Raw genomic sequence first — 16608 nt, forward strand, 5'->3', positions numbered from 1 at the left:
GGGGCGGACCGGGGTGTCGCGGGCGGATTCGGGCGGCGTAATCTAGGGGCGCCATGCCGTACGAACCGCCTACTCACACAGTCGAGCGCTCCCTTCGAGCCACGACCGGAGCGAAGATCGTTGCAGGTGTCGACGAGGTGGGGCGTGGCGCTTGGGCCGGCCCCGTCACCGTCTGCGCGGCGATCACCGGACTGCGCCGGCCGCCCGAGGGGCTCACGGACTCGAAGCTGCTCACCGTCAAGCGACGCACCGTCCTCGCCGAGGAACTGCGGACCTGGGTGACGTCGTTCGCCTTGGGGCATGCCTCGCCGGAGGAGATAGACGCTCTGGGGATGACGGCCGCGCTGCGGCTCGCGGCGGGGCGGGCGCTGGACGCCCTCCCGGTCCGTCCGGACGCGGTCATCCTCGACGGCAAGCACGACTACCTCGGTGCCCCCTGGCGGGTCCGTACGGTGATCAAGGGTGATCAGTCCTGCGTGGCGGTCGCCGCGGCCTCGGTGATCGCCAAGGTGCAGCGCGACAAAATGATGGCCGAACTGGGTATCGACCATGCAGACTTCGGTTTTGCGGACAACGCCGGGTATCCATCCCCCGTGCATAAGGCCGCACTGGCGGAGCGGGGCCCCACCCCCTACCACCGGTTGTCGTGGGCGTATCTTGATGCGCTGCCCCAGTGGCGGCACCTCAAGAAGGTCCGCACCTGGGTGGACGGAAGCGTTCCGGAAATCGAGGGTCAGCTCGGCTTCGATTTCTGACGGTTTCGTTCGCACGCATGCGCCACCCGCTATCGCGGGCCGTACTAACGTTTGATAAATATCAACTCATGCCTCTCATTCCCGAGGAGCCTCAGATTCACGAGAGCGCCCAGGGTCCCCGCGCTACTCCGGCCAGTGGCCGCACCGCGCCGACCCCCCGTCCTGTACCCGGCCCCCGCCCCGCGGCTTCGTCGCGTCCCGGTCGTCCCGGCCCTCTCCGGCCTGCGCCGCCGGTGCAACGTACGCCGCGCGAGGTGGCCACCAAGCCCGCTCCGTCGGGTCCCGCACCCGGTGCCGCGGCTCCGGTCACCCCGCAGATCCAGCTGATCCCGGCCTCCGTGGAAGGCGCTCTCGACGCCGCCGAGGAGGCCGTGGACCTGCTGCTGGACTCCGGTCGTGCACCCGGCGACATCCTGGTGATCACGACCGGGGAGCAGCACCCGTGGGCCGCCCACGAGCTGTCCTTCGGTGAAACCTCCTACTGGGCCCAGCACGACGCCGGTGACGACGTCTTCTGCACGGACGCCGGAATCGCGGCCCGCGCCGCGTCACGACCGGTGGTCGTGGTGGCCGTCAACGGCGGCCCCGAGGCCGCAGCCGTGAGCGCGCTGTCCCTGGCCCACTCCCGGGCAGGCGCCCTGCTGATCGTCTGCGGCGACCCGCAGCGGATCAACTCGGTGCTCGGCGCGGGCGTCTGAGCCGTGCCGTAGCACCCGGCAGGGTGCCAGGGCGCTCACTTCAGGAGCCGCTGGCGCGGTTTCGTACGACGGGTGCGTCGCGCTGCCCGGAGGACGCGAAGCCCAGGTTGCGCGAAGGCTTCCCCGGCTTCGCCGACACTTCCGTGGCGATGGCGGACTGCCGTGCCTGCGGCCCGGCCGGGGCGGTGCGGTGTGCTCTTCTCCGGCTGTCCGCCCGGGATCCTGATGGGCCGGGGCGTGGTCCGGGGCCTGTGCGGAACGGGTGTGTCCGGGACTCAGCGCGCCGCCGCTACGGCGGCACGGGTGTGTCCGGGACTCAGCTCAGCGTGCTGCCGCTGCGCGGCGCAGTACCTCGGAGGCGCCGCCGGTGCGGGGTATGGGTGGCGGCGCCTCCGACGTGGCGAACGGCTCAGGTGCCGAGGCCGAGTGAGGGCGGCGTCCGCCGCGTCCTTCCCCGAGGACCTGCCAGCCGTCACGGGTCAGTGTGATGTACGCCCCGCAGCGCAGCCCGTGCAGGGTGCACGCGTCGCGCAGCCCCCACATCCACGCGCCGTCCTCCTCCGTCCAACGCGCGTCGCCCTCACGGCAGTAGAGCAGCACCGCGGTGCGGACCGGCGTGCGGCGGCGCAGATCGTGCGGTATGACCCGGCGCAGCTGTGCGAGCAGCGCATTGCGGAACATCCAGCCGTCGGCCGGGGCCGAACGGCGCACGAACGAGGCGCTCGCGCACAGCCGCTCGTCAGGGTCGAGCACGGCCACGACAGCGGTCGCCGGCTGCGGGTGGTGCCGGGCGTGCAGTCCACTGACGATCTCGCGGGGGTTGCGCAGGAGTGGGATCCCGGCGGCGGCCCATTCCGCGGGTTCGAGCAAGCGGTTGGCGGCAGCGGCGGATGTCGACGCCGCTGCCGAGGCCGGAGCGAATCCGAAGGTCACGGTCCTCCCTTCGGCTACGCGCCCACACTGCGGGCGGGGTCGGATTCCTGGGAGCGCGCACCGCAGCGAAGCCCTGCCAAAGCGGCGGACGAGCCGTGCGGGAGCGGACCTCAATTCTTCCTGTCGAACTTGAATGCGGCAACGAGCAATTGAGGCAGCCGACCGTTATCAGATGATGCGCGGCTAATATCCCCACCGTCTGTGTCGCCGGACCACCCATGGGGCGTTCGAGCACGACACGTTCGTACGTCATGGGGGCCCGCGGCGTCCAGAGGTGTGCGCCGGTGCAGTCGCCCGATGCCGGATGAGCCGTCAGCCCTGCACGGCCAGTACCAGCGGCAACACCGCCTGCGCACCGGAGCGTCGGAGCATGCGGGCCGCGACCGCCAGGGTCCAGCCGGTCTCCGTGTAGTCGTCCAGCAGGAGGACCGGACCCTGTGCTTCGACGAGGGCGGACGCGAGGGCCGGCGGCACCGTCAGGGCGCCGTCGAGTGCCTTCAGCCGCTGGGCGCTGTTGCTCCGGGACCCCGGGTGGGCGTCGCCGGTGTATTCGACGGCGCCCAGCAGCGGCAGCCGGCCGATCTCCGCGACGCGCGCCGCCAGGGAGTTGATCAGCTGCGGTCGCGTGCGTGAGGCGACCGTGACGACGCCGACCGGACGCGGCTGGGCCTCCGGCGCTCCCGGGGCCCAGCCGCCGGGGCCTTTCGCCCAGTCGGCCAGCACCCCCACCACGGCCTGCGCCACGTCGTCGGGCACGGGCCCGTCGGGGGCCTGGGGCGACAGCATGGGCCGCAGCCGATTGCCCCAGCCGATGTCCGAAAGGCGCCCCAACGCCCGTCCGGACGCGGCCTGTTCACTGGCCGGGATGCGTCCCTTGAGGTCCAATCCGATCGCCGGCAGGCCGGTGGGCCACATCCGCCGGGGCTCCACCTCGACACCCGCCCGGCCCAGGTCCACGCGCGCGGCGTCGAGCGCCTCCTCGGACGTGTCGGCGGCGAAACGCGGGCCGGCGCAATTGTCGCAGCGACCGCACGGCTTGGCGGCCTCGTCGTCCAGCTGGCGCTGCAGGAACTCCATACGGCAGTCGGTCGTCGACGCGTACGCGCGCATGGCCTGCTGCTCGGCCTCACGCTGACGCGCCACCCACGCGTACCGCTCGGCGTCGTACGACCACGGCTGTCCGGTCGCGATCCAGCCGCCCTTGACCCGCTTCACCGCCCCGTCCACGTCGAGAACCTTGAGCATGGTCTCGAGACGGGAGCGGCGCAGCTCCACCAGAGGTTCCAGGGCAGGCAGCGACAACGGCTTCTCCGTGTGCGCGAGGGCGTCGAGCGTGCGGCGCACCAGGTCTTCGGACGGGAAGGCGAGCGACGCGAAGTACTTCCAGATCGCCTCGTCCTCCTTGCCCGGGAGCAGGAGCACCTCGGCGTGTTCCACACCGCGCCCCGCGCGGCCCACCTGCTGGTAGTAGGCGATGGGGGAGGAGGGCGACCCCAGGTGCACCACGAAGCCCAGGTCGGGCTTGTCGAAGCCCATGCCGAGGGCGGAGGTGGCCACCAGTGCCTTCACCTTGTTGGCGAGAAGGTCCTCCTCGGCCTGCTGACGATCGGCGTTCTCCGTCTTGCCCGTGTACGACGCGACCGTGTGCCCGCGCTGCCGGAGGAAAGCGGTGACCTCCTCGGCGGCGGCCACGGTGAGGGTGTAGATGATTCCGGACCCCGGCAGGTCGTCGAGGTGCTCGGCGAGCCAGGCCATCCGGTGGGCGGCGTCCGGCAGCCGCAGGACGCTCAGGCTCAGGCTGTCCCGGTCCAGCGGGCCCCGCAGCACAAGGGCGTCCGAGCCGCCGCCGGTGCCGAGCTGTTCCGCGACGTCGGCCGTCACGCGAGCGTTGGCCGTGGCGGTGGTCGCGAGCACCGGCACACCGGGCGGGAGCTCGGCGAGCATCGTCCGCAGACGGCGGTAGTCCGGCCGGAAGTCGTGGCCCCAGTCGGAGATGCAGTGCGCTTCGTCCACCACCAGGAGCCCGGTGGCGGCCGCGAGGCGGGGAAGCACCTGGTCCCGGAAGTCCGGGTTGTTGAGCCGTTCGGGACTCACCAGCAGGACGTCCACCTCGCCCGCGGCGATCTCGTCCTGGACGGTGTCCCACTCCTCGGTGTTGGAGGAGTTGATGGTCCGGGCCCGGATGCCGGCCCGGGCCGCCGCCTCGACCTGGTTCCGCATGAGCGCGAGCAGCGGGGACACGATCACGGTCGGACCGCTGCCCCGCGCCCGCAGCAGCGAGGTCGCCACGAAGTACACCGCGGACTTTCCCCAGCCCGTGCGCTGGACCACGAGGGCGCGGCGTCTGTCGGCGACCAGCGCCTGGATCGCCCGCCACTGGTCCTCGCGCAGCCGGACCTCCCCCGAGACGTCCCCGACGAGACGGGTGAGGACCGCGTCAGCAGCCGCCCGCAGTTCCGCGTTGCTCGTGTGCTCCATGCGTCCCATACAACAGGACGGCACCGACATCCGGAGCGGCGTACCGAGAGCTGGGGATACACCGGCCTTGGGTGACGTGTCCCTGATCGGACTTATCCACAGGGCCAACCGGAGGTTTGGGTTCCGCGAGATCGTCGTCGCATGACGAACCACAGCGAAACGACCGGATCCCCTGACAACGGTGACATCACCGGGCCCGAGGCGCGAAGCGGGCGCCAGCCCGGTGCGCAGAAGAACACGGGAAGCGACGCGTCCGGGCCGCATACCCCCGGGCCCGCCTACGACAGTCACGGCGGCGAGCACCAGGTCACCCTGCGCACCCCGGCCGAACTCGCCGACGCCCTGCCGTATCTCCTCGGCTACCGCCCCGAGGACAGCATCGTCCTGGTCGCTCTGCACGACAGGGACGGACGAGGGCGGTTCGGAGGCCGGGCCCGGCTGGGTATCCCGGCGAACGCGGACGACTGGCAGTCCGCAGCACGGCAACTGTCCCACGGCCTCGTGAGGGGCAGCGAGTGCCGCGGAGCCCGCCCGGAGTCGATGGTCGCCTTCCTGTGCCAGGAACCGGAGAAGGGCGAGACCGGCCGCCAGGTGATGGAGCGCCTGAGGCCGTTGGCCCAGAGGCTGCGTGTCGAGTGTGGCTCCCTGGACGTGGTGGTGGTCGAGGCCCTGTGCATCTCGGAGGGCCGCTATTGGTCGTACTGCTGCGACAACGCGGCATGCTGCTCTCCCGAGGGAGCACTCATGGGTCTGCCCGGCACCTCCGTGCTGGCCGCAGCGGCCACCTACGCCGGTATCCAGGTACGCGGCACCCTGCGGGAGCTCCGGGCCAGGCTGCTTCCCTGGGAGAGCGCCGCGGCCCTGGAGCAGGAGGCTGCCCTGGACACCGCCAGCATGTCTCTGGTGCCGAAGATCCTCGACGACGTGGGCCGCGCCGCCGTGGCCGACGAGACGCTGAACCTGGCCGGCAGGATCCTGGACCGCTTCGCCGACGCACAGCCTGTCTCCGGAACGCTCCTGGCGGACCTGCGTGACGACGAACTGCTCGGACATGACGAGGCCGCCCGGCTGATCCTCGGTCTCCAGGACCGCGCGACCCGCGACCGCGCGGCCGAGTGGATGGAGGGCGACGAAGCCGCACGCGCCCTTCGCCTCTGGCGGACGCTTGCCCGCCGCTGCGTCGGGTCCTACGGCGAACATGCCGCGGCGCCGCTCACTCTGGTCGGCTGGGTCGCCTGGTCCACCGGCGATGAACTGGAGGCCCGGGAAGCCCTCGCCATGGCCCTGGGTGCCGATCCCGACTACCTCTTCGCCCGTCTCCTGCACCAGGCCTGCAACGAGGGTCTCGACCCGGAGTCCATCCGCAGTTGTCTGCGGGCGGAGCGCAAGGGCCGTGGGCACGCGGTGGCCGAGCTCTCGAATGCCCCGGCGGACGCTGACGATCCCGCCGGGCGCGGCACTGCCGCGGCGCCGGACGTCAGGCCTCCGGCCGGCCAGCGCCCAGGGGCAGCGGTGACGACCGAGTCCGAGCCGAGGGACAAGCCCGAACGGACAGCGGGCTCGACCCCAGCCCGACCGCGTTCGATCCGTGCGACGGACTCTCGCCGGGTGCGGTGACGACTGAGTCCGAGCCGAGCGGCGAGCGCGCATCGGCAGCCGTGCCGTCACGCCGTCGCCGCCGCTTCTGTCCCACCGGCACGACGGGCACGACGGGCACGACGGGCACGACGGGCACGACGGGCACGACCGGCATCGCCAACACCAGCGGCACCAGCCGCGCCGCGATCAGCGGCACCGGCGCAAAGGACCGTGACCTGGCCGCACGGACTTCCCGTCGGCGCACACCGGCGGACCTGACGCGCCCTGCCGGTGCCACCGAAACCGGTGCGCGCCCGGGCCGTCCGGCTCCGGCGAATGCGGCCCGGCCCGACAGCGTCCGCCCGGGCGGCACACGAGCGCGTGTGCCGAAGAAGGCGGCCGTGTCCCGCGAGGGCACGGACCAGGAGGGCACGCGGCCCGGACACGGCACGGGCGGCGAGGAATGAGCCTCCAGAGGGCAGCGTCGAGGCGCAGGGGACCGGTCGGGCGTGACTCGGAGGACGCTCACGCCGTTCACCTGAGTGGCGGAACGGCTGGACAGGCTGCGACGCCGCCCCGCCCCTGCCCCGTCGGAGGCCTCCGGCACAGGCACCGGCACCGGCGCCCGAACACGAAGAGGCACACAGAGCGCAGAGGGAGCTTTCCCATGCACCAGCCGACTCCGCCCTCCGCCGACCGCCGCCCCCAGGGCGGGTCTGCGCCGCCCCAAGGATCAGGCCTCGGCCCGCCCGGCACCGGAGCCCCACCGACGGGCGGGGCCGCCCCTCCGCGACCAGCGGCACGGGGTGACGGTTCCGGGTCCGGATTCCCCGCCAGCACCCAGAACCCGCTCACACCCCCCGGCCCCGACTCGAGCCGGGCGTCGCCATCGGGCCCGGGACGATCATCTCCCCGATGGGCGGGCCAGAGTCGTCGCCCCGGTGCGGGTCCCGGGTACGGCCCGACCTCAGCACCCTTCGCTCAGGGGCGGGCTCCGTCCCCGACGGGGCATACGACTGCGCCCCCTCCCCGTGGCGCGACGGTCCCCGGGCTGCGCTGGTCCGCCGACCTGCCACCCGCCCACACCGTGATGATCGGTGTCGCCCTCCCCGGCCTCGCCATCTCCACCGAGGAAGGCCAGATGACCGGCCGTGGACTGGAGGGGTTCTACCGTGGCGGCCGGCGCGTGCTCTCGCGGTGCGAGATCCGCGTGGCCGGACGAGAGCCGCTCGCGGTGCAGGCCCGGATGGCCTCCGCCGACCGCGCCAGGTTCGTGGGCACGCTGCGTACGTCCTCGCAGGCCGGCCCGGATCCGGACGTGATCGTGGAACGCAACCGCTTCGCGGACGGCACGGAGCGGATCACCCTGCACAGCGCGGTTCCGCGCCCGCTCCGGCTGCCGGTGGAGATCGTCCTGGGCACTGACCTGGCCGACCTCGGGGCGATCGCCTCCGGCAACGCCGGGCCCGAGCTGCCGGCCAGTGTCCACGGCTCCGGACTGCGCTGGTCCTGCGCGGCCGGCAACGCGTCCGTCACGGCAGAACCGTCTCCCCTGGACGCCCTGGCCTCGGCCGGGCTGCTGCGATGGGAGCTGGACCTGCCGCCCGGCGGCAGCAGAACCGTGGAACTGAGAGTGCGGCCGGACGGCGCGGGGCCTCTGAGAGCCGTGGGCCGGGCGGCGACCAGCCCCCTCGCCGCGGCCTGCGCGGAGGGCGACGACCCCAGAGTCCCGGCCCTCCTGCGAACGAGCATCGAGGACCTCCAGGCCCTTCTCCTGCGTGACTCCGCGCATCCTGCCGACACCCACCTCGCGGCCGGGGCACCCTGGCGCTGCGGTCTCGCCCCTGCCGACGCACTCGTCGCCGCCCGCATGGTGCTGCCGCTGGGCACCGGCCTCGCCGCTGGAACGCTGCGGATCCTCGCCCGGACCCAACTCGCCGGCCCAGGGGCACAGGCCGGAATGATCCCCGGTCCCAGAAGGGACGCCGGGCCGCACCTTCCGCCGCAGTGCACCGGTACGGAGGCCACCCTGCTCTTCCCCGCCCTGCTCGCCGAGGCCCGCCGTTGGGGCCTGCCCGAGCAGGAGACGGAAGCGCTGCTGCCCGCCGCCGAGCACTGTCTGGCCTGGCTGCGGAACGCCGTGGGCGACGGCACATACCTGCGCGACCCCAGCCCGGGCGGACTCGTCCGCTGCGAGACACAGGCTCACGCCCACCGCGCCGCCCTGCTCGGCGCCGACCTGCTGGACGCTTGCGGCCGGACAGGAGGAGCGGCACTCCGACAGTGGGCGCAGGCCCTACGGACCGCGTTCCGCGAGGACTTCTGGGTCGAGGACCGGGGAGGCGGCCGACCCGCGGCAGCCCGAGCCCAGGACGGCAGCCCGGTGCCTCACCTGGGCGCGGCCGCCGTGCACCTCCTCGACACGGGCCTGCTGGGCGGGGGTGAATCAGCTCCGGGTTTGCTCGACAAGGTCCGCACCGAGAACCTCGCCCGGCTGCTCGGCAGCCCGGTCATGGACTCGGGGTGGGGCCTGCGCGGACTGGGCGCGAAGGAGCCGGGCTTCAATCCGTTCGGCCACCGGGCGGGAGCCGTCCGGATCCAGGAGACAGCGCTCGCCGTGGCGGGACTGGCCGCCGCCGGCTACGAGAAGGAGGCCGGCTCGCTGCTGCGCGGCGTACTCGCGGCCGCCGAGAGCTTCACCCACCGGCTGCCCGAGATGTACGCGGGGGAGCAGCGCCCTGAGGGGAGCGCTCCACTGCCACATCCGGCGGCCTGCCGCCCCGCGGCGACAGCGGCGGCGGGTGGAGTCCTGCTGCTGACCACCCTCGTCGGCATCCGCCCCGACGCCCCGGCAGGGACGGTCACGCTGCGCCCCGTGCGCGGAGCACCCCTCGGCGAGGTCGGTTTCACCGGACTGCGCGTGGCGGGCGCCCCGTTCTCCGTGCGGGTCAGCCGCCTGGGGCTCGCCATGGTCGAGGAGGCGGCCGACGGACTGCAACTGGGTGTATGACCTTCGACGACGTGCCGCTTCAGGACCAAGGGAAGGACAGCGGAGCTCATAGCCGACCGAAGTGGATCAGTAAGCGATGTGAGCGGTGAAGGGAGTGTTTATCGTCAGGCAGACGACTATGATCGCCGCATGCCCTACGACCCGTCAGCGTTTCCGCCCTTCGCCGTCACCGTGGACCTGGTCGTGCTGACCGTGCGCCGCCACGCCCTGTGCGCGCTGGCGGTACGCAGGGGCGAACCGCCGTTCCAGGGACGCTGGGCGCTGCCCGGCGGCTTCGTACGGGCCGACGAGGACCTGGCTCAGGCCGCGGCACGCGAGCTGGCCGAGGAGACCGGACTGCGCGTCCACGACCCGTCCGCCCCGGCCCAGGACAACGGCGCACACCTGGAGCAGCTGGCCACCTACGGCGACCCCGAGCGGGACCCCAGGATGCGGGTCGTCAGCGTCGCCCATCTCGCCCTCGCCCCCGACCTGCCGGCACCCAGGGCCGGCGGAGACGCCAGCAACGCGCGCTGGGCTCCGGTCGAGGAGCTGCTGCGGCAGGGCGGTTACGGGCGTGACGCCGAGCCGGTCGCGCCGCTCGCCTTCGACCACGCGCAGATCCTCGCGGACGGGGTGGAGCGCGCCCGCTCCAAGATCGAGTACTCGTCGCTGGCCACCGCCTTCTGCCCGCCCGAGTTCACCGTTGGGGAACTGCGCCGGGTCTATGAGGCGGTGTGGGGCGTCGCACTGGACCCGCGCAACTTCCACCGCAAGGTGACGGGTACACCCGGCTTCCTCGTTCCCACGGGCGGGACGACCACGCGCCAGGGCGGACGCCCGGCCCAGCTCTTCCGCGCGGGAGGCGCGACGCTGCTCAACCCTCCGATGCTGCGCCCCGAGGTCTGAGCGGCAGCCCGGGCGCATGCCCTCGCCGGGCCCGGAACCCGACCAGGTCACAGCCCGGCAAGAGGTGACCGTCCCGCCCCGGGGAGGCCTCGGGATGCCCGGAAAATCGGACATAGCGCGCTATCTTGCTGTGGGTGATCCAGGCCTTCGGACTGACCAGTAATCCCCGCAAAGAGCTACCGCCCGCAGCCGACGACGTCTCCTTCGAGGCGCGGGCGGGTCGCATCACCGCGCTGCTCGGAGCACCGGGCGCCGGTAAGACGACGGTTCTCAGACTCATGCTCGAGCTCCAACAGGGTCGCGGCATCACCCACTTCCGGGGCCGCCCGCTGCACCGCATCGCCCATCCCTCGCGCGAGGTCGGTGTGCTGCTGGGTAATGTGCCCGGACATCCCGCCCGCACGGTCCGCGGTCATCTGCGCATGCTGTGCGCCGCCGCGGGGGTTCCGGCCCGGCGTGCCGACGAAGTCCTCGAGGCGGTCGGGCTCGTGAGCCTGCGCGACGAGCGCCTCGGCGCCCTCTCCCGGGGCATGGACCGCCGCCTCGGACTGGCCTGCGTCCTCCTGGCCGACCCGCACACCCTCGTTCTCGACGACCCGGCCGACGGGCTCTGCGCGCGCGAGAGCGCGTGGCTGCACGGCATGTTGCGCGCCCACGCCGCTCAGGGTGGCACGGTCCTGTTCACCACGGCCGCCCCCAAGGGGGCCGCGCGGACCGCCGACCGCGTCGTCACCCTGGAACAGGGCAGGCTCGTGGCCGACCAGGAGGTCGCGGAGTTCTCGCGCACCCGCCTGCGCCCCCGGGTCGCCGTACGCAGCCCGCACGCGGCCCGTCTGGCTGCTCTCCTGGCCAAACAGGCGCGCACCTCGCAGCGCTCCCTCGAAGTCGTCCACGAGGGCGGCAATCGCCTGTCCGTGTACGGCGGTACCTGCGCGGACATCGGCGAGATCGCCTTCCGCCACGGCATCGTGGTCCACCAACTCGCCGATGAGATCGGGGACATGGGTCCCGGCGCGGGCCTCGATCGGGCGAGCGGGCCGGGTGACCGAACTCTTGCCGAGCCGGAGCACGCAACTGACACGCGACGGACGGCCTTCGCGCTCCGGCCCGGAGAAGAGGCGCTGTCTCTCGACCCGTCGAGGTCGGCCGTCACGGACCCTGCGGCAGCGGGCGCGACCGAACCGCACCCCACGCTTGAACCGCGGTCCCTCTCAGACCTACCGGAGCCGGTCATGGACGGGACGCCGCCCTCCTCGGGGCAGCCGCCGGCCGCCGCCGAGCTCTTGGACGCCTCCCAGGGCAACCGCATGACCAAGGTTCCCCCGGCGGATACGGCACCCTCCCCGCCGCGGGCACCTCACGTCACCGGCGCCCGCACGCCTCGCACACTCGACGCACTGCCCCCGCTGCCACCCCCCATCTCCGTCCGCCCCGCCCCCAGCCCTCTTCGCCCCCTCCGGTACGAGATCCGCCGTGCCGCCGGGATCGGCACCGGGTTCCTGACCGGGGCCGTCGTGCTCGTCGTGTCCGCGGTGACCGCCGTGGTGCTCGCGCGCATCGGGCACACCCCGCAGCCGCGCCTCCTGGCCGCGTGGCCGCGCGAGCTGCCCCTGCCGCCCGCGGCGCTGGGCGCGGGACTGCTCGGCGCGCTGGCCTTCGGTGACGAGTTCCGCCACCCCGCCCTGGCCGCGGATCGCGGCACAGTGCCCCGCCGACTGGGGCTGCTGGCCGCCAAACTGCTCGTCTCCTCGGCCACCGCGCTGGTGCTGGCCGCCCTCACCGTCGGCTGCGACGCCGAAGTGCTCTATCTCGTCTACGGACGGGAGCTCGCCCAGGTTCCCGCGGACTGGTTGCCGCTGAGTGCGAGTTGGATCGGGCTCGTGGTCGGCTGCGCCTGGGCCGGCGTACTGGCCGCGGGTGTCTTCCGGTCCACCACCGCCGGGCTCGCCGCCGTGGCGGCCGTTCCCCTCCTCGTCGTGCCCGTCGTGCACAGGCTCGTGGAGGGACCGTCCGTGCGAACCGCGGCCGGACTCCCCATGCGGCTGCGCGAGGTCTTCCTACCGCGATGGCCCTTCGGTGGAGAGCGCTACCTGGAGGCCGCTCTGGCGGTGATCTCCCAACCGGTCGGCGGTGCGCTGACGTTGTCGCTGACCGCGCTGCTCTGCGCGTATCTCCTCACCACGTTGCGTGGCAGGTTCCGGTGACGACTGTCCGTAACCCTTAGTCCGGCCATGCGCACAACTCCCCGCAGACCGCCCATTTCTTTCCGATAAGGCGTCAATTGCGACGGGGTGAGCGATCACCCTTTCGTGTGCTTTTCACCAAAGACCTCAAGGGAGTTGGAGACGACGCCGACAAAGGATGCGTGAGTACCCTTGCGCACACCATGATGACCGCCGCCCGCTCCGCTGACTCCGGCCTCTCGAGCCCGGGCGAACTCGACCGCTACCCGTACGCCGAGGCGCCCGCCGTCGACCGCGTCGGGATCCCTGCCTGGGAGGGTGCGGACCCCGAGCTGGGCCGTGTGGGCCGACGTGCCGCGGGCAGCCGCGGGCGCGGGCTGCACGGCCAACTCGTCCAGCAGCTGGGTCAGATGATCGTCTCCGGCGACCTGGGCGCCGACCGCCCGCTGGTGCCCGAGGAGATCGGCCAGCGTTTCGAGGTCTCCCGCACCGTCGTCCGCGAGTCGCTCCGCGTCCTGGAGGCCAAGGGGTTGGTGAGCGCCCGCCCGAACGTCGGCACGCGTGTGCGCCCCGTCAGTGACTGGAACCTCCTCGACCCGGACATCATCGAGTGGCGGGCCTTCGGGCCACAGCGCGACGACCAGCGCCGCGAGCTGAGCGAGCTGCGGTGGACGATCGAGCCGCTCGCCGCCCGCCTCGCCGCCGGGCACGGGCGCGAGGATGTCCAGCAGCGTCTGGCGGACATGGTGGAGATCATGGGACACACCATGGCCCAGGGTGATGCGCTCACCTTCTCCCGCGCCGATTCCGAGTTCCACTCGCTCCTCATCCAGGTCGCGGGCAACCGCATGCTGGAGCATCTCTCCGGGATCGTGTCCGCGGCCCTTCAGGTCTCGGGCAACCCGGTCACGGGCTGTGACCGGCCGAACGAGGCCTCGCTGGCGCATCACGGCCGCATCTGTGACGCCCTCGCCACCGGCGACGGAGGGGCGGCCGAAGCGGCCATGCGTCAACTTCTCATGGTCCATCCCGAGGTGGAACGGGTCGTGCCCGCGCCGCGCGAGCACTGAGACCCGTTCCGCGGGCGGCGCGGCCGGGTGTGCCACCCCCCTCCTGTGGCAGTGCCTGATCGGTGATCCGCCTCCCGTCGGACCCCGTGGGATCCTCGTGATCCTGCGGGGTCCGACGGCGCGAGGGGCTCAGGGCCCGGCGAGACGGCCGGATCGCTACCACATGTGACCCCATCTGTCCGCGTCTGACCTTTTTTGTTCGCTTACGGGGTGTGACTCGGGCCACGCGGATTGGGCGTAACGCTCGCGGGAAGAACGCGATGACCTAAGAGGTGACAGCCGCGGAGGGAATACGGACGCCGTTCACGGCGCTGTGCATCTTCCCGGCCCCCGCCCGCGCCGTCGGCCCATCCCCAAGCCGGCGGTCGGCTCCGGTCCTCTGTGGACGGGGCCGGAAGCCGTTTTCCAACGTTCCGAGAGGTTGTTCGTGTCGGCCAGCACATCCCGTACGCTCCCGCCGGAGATCGCCGAGTCCGTCTCTGTCATGGCGCTCATTGAGCGGGGAAAGGCTGAGGGGCAGATCGCCGGCGATGACGTGCGTCGGGCCTTCGAAGCTGACCAGATTCCGGCCACTCAGTGGAAGAACGTACTGCGCAGCCTCAACCAGATCCTCGAGGAAGAGGGTGTGACGCTGATGGTCAGTGCCGCAGAGCCCAAGCGCACCCGAAAGAGCGTCGCAGCGAAGAGTCCCGCCAAGCGCACCGCCACCAAGACGGTCGCGGCCAAGGCGGTGACCACCCGGAAGGCCACCGCCACTGCCACGCCGGCGGCACCCGCCTCCGAGCCCGCCGTCGAGGAGGAGGAGCCCGCCAAGAAGGCGGCTGCCAAGAAGACGACCGCCAAGAAGGCGACCGCGAAGAAGACCGTCGCCAAGAAGACGGCGGCCAAGAAGACCAGCGCCAAGAAGGACGACGCCGAGATCGTCGAGGAGGAGGTGCTCGAGGAGGCGGCCCCCGGCAAGGCCGGTGAGGAGCCCGAGGCCCCCGCCGAGAACGCCGGCTTCGTGCTCTCCGACGAGGACGAGGACGACGCGCCCGCCCAGCAGGTCGCCGCCGCCGGTGCCACCGCCGACCCGGTCAAGGACTACCTCAAGCAGATCGGCAAGGTCCCCCTGCTCAACGCGGAGCAGGAGGTCGAGCTCGCCAAGCGCATCGAGGCGGGTCTGTTCGCCGAGGACAAGCTGTCCAACGCCGACAAGCTGGCTCCGAAGCTCAAGCGCGAGCTGGAGATCATCGCCGAGGACGGCCGCCGCGCCAAGAACCACCTGCTGGAGGCCAACCTCCGTCTGGTGGTCTCCCTGGCCAAGCGCTACACCGGCCGCGGCATGCTCTTCCTGGACCTCATTCAGGAGGGCAACCTCGGTCTGATCCGCGCGGTCGAGAAGTTCGACTACACCAAGGGCTACAAGTTCTCCACGTACGCCACCTGGTGGATCCGTCAGGCGATCACCCGTGCCATGGCCGACCAGGCCCGCACCATCCGTATCCCGGTGCACATGGTCGAGGTCATCAACAAGCTCGCGCGCGTGCAGCGCCAGATGCTCCAGGACCTGGGCCGCGAGCCCACCCCGGAGGAGCTGGCCAAGGAACTCGACATGACCCCGGAGAAGGTCATCGAGGTCCAGAAGTACGGCCGCGAGCCCATCTCGCTGCACACCCCGCTCGGCGAGGACGGCGACAGCGAGTTCGGTGACCTCATCGAGGACTCCGAGGCGGTCGTCCCGGCCGACGCGGTCAGCTTCACACTCCTGCAGGAGCAGCTGCACTCCGTCCTGGACACCCTCTCCGAGCGCGAGGCGGGCGTCGTCTCGATGCGCTTCGGTCTCACCGACGGTCAGCCGAAGACCCTCGACGAGATCGGCAAGGTCTACGGCGTCACGCGTGAGCGGATCCGCCAGATCGAGTCCAAGACCATGTCGAAGCTGCGCCACCCGTCCCGTTCGCAGGTGCTGCGCGACTACCTCGACTGAGCGCGGTCCCACGACACGCAAGGCCCGGTTCCCCCCGAGGGGGGCCGGGCCTTCGTGGTGCCGTCCAGCAGCGGGTGCGGGGTCCTGCGGGGTGGATCACTCTGGGTGTCCCACGAACATCACGGAGTGAGGAGTGCGTATGCGTCGCCGACTGGCACGAGCTCTGATCCTGCCGCTGGCCCTGGCAGCCGCGGTGCCCGCCATATCGATGGGCTCCAGTGCCCCTGTGGCTGCCGACAGCGTGGTCATAGGGGGTTTCCCCGTCGAGGCGTCCCAGAGCCCGTGGACGGTGGCCCTGTCCAGTCGTGACCGGTTCGGGGGTATGCGCGCGGGGCAGTTCTGCGGCGGCGCGGTGGTCGGGCCGACCACGGTGCTCACCGCGGCCCACTGCCTGGACGAGGGCGTGCTCGGTGGGCCGCCGGAGCGAGTGCGGGACCTCGGGGTCATAGCGGGGCGCACGGATCTGCAGACGGGCACCGGAGGCCGGGAGATCGCCGTGCGCAGCACCTGGGTGAACCCCGCCTATGACGGAGTCACCAACGCCGGGGACTTCGCGGTGCTCACCCTGGCGGAACCGCTTCCCGGCGACTCGGTCATCCCCATGGCGGCCGACGGCGACCCCGCCTATGCGGCGGGTGGGGCCGCAACAGTGTACGGGTGGGGCGACACCTCGGGCGCCGGCGACTATCCGAGCGGTCTGCGGGCGGCACGCGTGCGCGTACTCCCCGACGCTCTCTGTGAGGAGGCGTATCCAGGCGGTGCCGACGGCACCTACGACGCCACCGGCATGTTGTGCGCCGGGGAGGCCGAGGGAGGCCGGGACGCCTGCCAGGGAGACAGCGGCGGGCCGCTGATCGCCCAGGGGCGGTTGATCGGGCTCGTGTCCTGGGGGGTCGGCTGCGGCCGGGCCGGCAGCCCCGGGGTGTACACGCGCGTGTCCGACATCATGCGGACGCTCGGCTGGACACGGGCTTCGGAAGGTAGGTGAGGCGTCCGACGAAGCCCGGTGCCGGCTCGGGGATGAGGACGGGCGGTTGCCTCTGGTG

Annotated in this window: 12 protein-coding genes; 10 read left to right on the forward strand and 2 right to left on the reverse strand. The window is 72.1% G+C overall.

Features of this window, described 5'->3' with window-relative positions:
* Window positions 1–53: 53 nt before the first annotated feature.
* The gene (gene rnhB / locus QNO09_RS26830; RefSeq protein WP_283972818.1) at window positions 54–755 is read left to right on the forward strand and encodes a ribonuclease HII; all 702 of its coding nucleotides are present in this window, start codon (window positions 54–56) and stop codon (window positions 753–755) included.
* Between the two features lie 68 nt (window positions 756–823).
* Window positions 824–1453: a hypothetical protein gene (locus QNO09_RS26835; RefSeq protein WP_283972819.1), complete on the forward strand. Its 630-nt coding sequence runs from the start codon at window positions 824–826 to the stop codon at window positions 1451–1453.
* A gap of 321 nt (window positions 1454–1774) precedes the next feature.
* Here QNO09_RS26835 and QNO09_RS26840 read toward each other — a convergent pair whose 3' ends face one another.
* Window positions 1775–2386, reverse strand: coding sequence for a hypothetical protein (locus tag QNO09_RS26840; protein ID WP_283972820.1), 612 nt, complete (start codon window positions 2384–2386; stop codon window positions 1775–1777).
* A 312-nt stretch (window positions 2387–2698) separates the two neighbouring features.
* Entirely contained in the window at window positions 2699–4864 is a 2166-nt protein-coding gene (locus QNO09_RS26845) for a RecQ family ATP-dependent DNA helicase (RefSeq protein WP_283972821.1), read from the reverse strand.
* A gap of 141 nt (window positions 4865–5005) precedes the next feature.
* Here QNO09_RS26845 and QNO09_RS26850 point away from each other — a divergent pair, with 141 nt between their 5' ends.
* From QNO09_RS26850 to QNO09_RS26885, 8 genes are all read left to right on the forward strand, one after another.
* On the forward strand, window positions 5006–6481 hold the full coding sequence (locus tag QNO09_RS26850) for a DUF4192 domain-containing protein (RefSeq protein WP_283972822.1): 1476 nt from the start codon (window positions 5006–5008) through the stop codon (window positions 6479–6481).
* Window positions 6478–6909 (forward strand): hypothetical protein, encoded by a 432-nt coding sequence (locus QNO09_RS26855; RefSeq protein ID WP_283972823.1) that lies wholly within the window; start codon window positions 6478–6480, stop codon window positions 6907–6909. Before QNO09_RS26850 ends, QNO09_RS26855 begins: the two co-directional genes overlap by 4 nt.
* A gap of 623 nt (window positions 6910–7532) precedes the next feature.
* Window positions 7533–9452 (forward strand): glycogen debranching N-terminal domain-containing protein, encoded by a 1920-nt coding sequence (locus QNO09_RS26860; RefSeq protein WP_283972824.1) that lies wholly within the window; start codon window positions 7533–7535, stop codon window positions 9450–9452.
* A 129-nt stretch (window positions 9453–9581) separates the two neighbouring features.
* Window positions 9582–10340 carry an NUDIX hydrolase gene (locus tag QNO09_RS26865; protein ID WP_283972825.1) on the forward strand — a complete coding sequence of 253 codons (759 nt, stop codon included), beginning with the start codon at window positions 9582–9584 and terminating at the stop codon, window positions 10338–10340.
* Between the two features lie 134 nt (window positions 10341–10474).
* Entirely contained in the window at window positions 10475–12544 is a 2070-nt protein-coding gene (locus QNO09_RS26870; protein WP_283972826.1) for an ABC transporter ATP-binding protein, read from the forward strand.
* A gap of 161 nt (window positions 12545–12705) precedes the next feature.
* Complete coding sequence (locus tag QNO09_RS26875; RefSeq protein ID WP_283972827.1) at window positions 12706–13593, forward strand: FadR/GntR family transcriptional regulator; 888 nt, start codon at window positions 12706–12708, stop codon at window positions 13591–13593.
* A 427-nt stretch (window positions 13594–14020) separates the two neighbouring features.
* Window positions 14021–15562 (forward strand): RNA polymerase sigma factor, encoded by a 1542-nt coding sequence (locus tag QNO09_RS26880; RefSeq protein ID WP_283972828.1) that lies wholly within the window; start codon window positions 14021–14023, stop codon window positions 15560–15562.
* A gap of 139 nt (window positions 15563–15701) precedes the next feature.
* Entirely contained in the window at window positions 15702–16550 is an 849-nt protein-coding gene (locus QNO09_RS26885; protein ID WP_283972829.1) for a S1 family serine peptidase, read from the forward strand.
* The last annotated feature ends 58 nt before the right edge of the window (window positions 16551–16608 follow it).

Source organism: Streptomyces sp. 378, from assembly GCF_030124145.1.
Lineage (GTDB): Bacteria > Actinomycetota > Actinomycetes > Streptomycetales > Streptomycetaceae > Streptomyces.

Excerpts from the sequence above, each read along its gene's own strand:
- QNO09_RS26865 (WP_283972825.1), top strand. The coding sequence starts at position 9,582 with ATGCCCTACGACCCGTCAGCGTTTCCGCCCTTCGCCGTCACCGTGGAC.
- QNO09_RS26850 (WP_283972822.1), top strand. The coding sequence starts at position 5,006 with ATGACGAACCACAGCGAAACGACCGGATCCCCTGACAACGGTGACATC.
- rnhB (WP_283972818.1), top strand. The coding sequence starts at position 54 with ATGCCGTACGAACCGCCTACTCACACAGTCGAGCGCTCCCTTCGAGCC.
- QNO09_RS26885 (WP_283972829.1), top strand. The coding sequence starts at position 15,702 with ATGCGTCGCCGACTGGCACGAGCTCTGATCCTGCCGCTGGCCCTGGCA.
- QNO09_RS26860 (WP_283972824.1), top strand. The coding sequence starts at position 7,533 with ATGATCGGTGTCGCCCTCCCCGGCCTCGCCATCTCCACCGAGGAAGGC.
- QNO09_RS26845 (WP_283972821.1), bottom strand. The coding sequence starts at position 4,864 with ATGGAGCACACGAGCAACGCGGAACTGCGGGCGGCTGCTGACGCGGTC.
- QNO09_RS26835 (WP_283972819.1), top strand. The coding sequence starts at position 824 with ATGCCTCTCATTCCCGAGGAGCCTCAGATTCACGAGAGCGCCCAGGGT.